The sequence below is a fragment of the Stenotrophomonas sp. S39 genome, from assembly GCF_016624665.1.
Taxonomy (GTDB): domain Bacteria; phylum Pseudomonadota; class Gammaproteobacteria; order Xanthomonadales; family Xanthomonadaceae; genus Stenotrophomonas.
The window spans coordinates 1-310 of the sequence record NZ_JACVTT010000216.1 but is presented as its reverse complement, the minus strand read 5'-3'; the positions used below and the strand labels follow the sequence as shown (position 1 = coordinate 310).

The 310-nt window shown below is 60.0% G+C and carries 1 protein-coding gene; it reads right to left on the bottom strand.

Annotated elements, in window-relative coordinates; all coding sequences use genetic code 11:
- Positions 1 to 308: helix-turn-helix domain-containing protein (locus tag IAE41_RS22360; RefSeq protein ID WP_200734610.1), on the bottom strand; the 308-nt coding region annotated here is incomplete at its 3' end.
- Positions 309 to 310 lie beyond the last annotated feature (2 nt).

Sequence of the window (310 nt, the reverse complement as noted above, 5' to 3'; positions counted from 1 at the left end):
CCCTCAGCATACAGGCGCAGCCACTCTCCCACTGCGCCTGCGCTGCCGATCTGGAAAAACGTGGTGGCCTCGCGTGCGGACATGCCCTCCTGGCCCATCTTTTCCAGGACCTCCAGCTTGAACTGGAGGTCATAGGACCGGGGTTTGCGGTCAAACCCTTGCCGACCATGCAGCCGGTAGGTCGCAGCCCACCGCCTGACCGTAGAGAACTCCAGGCCATGGCGCCGAGCAACGGCCTTGACCGATGTGGAGGTGTTGCAGGCCTCTTTGGCGACCTGCAATTTGAAACAAACCTCATATCTATTCATGT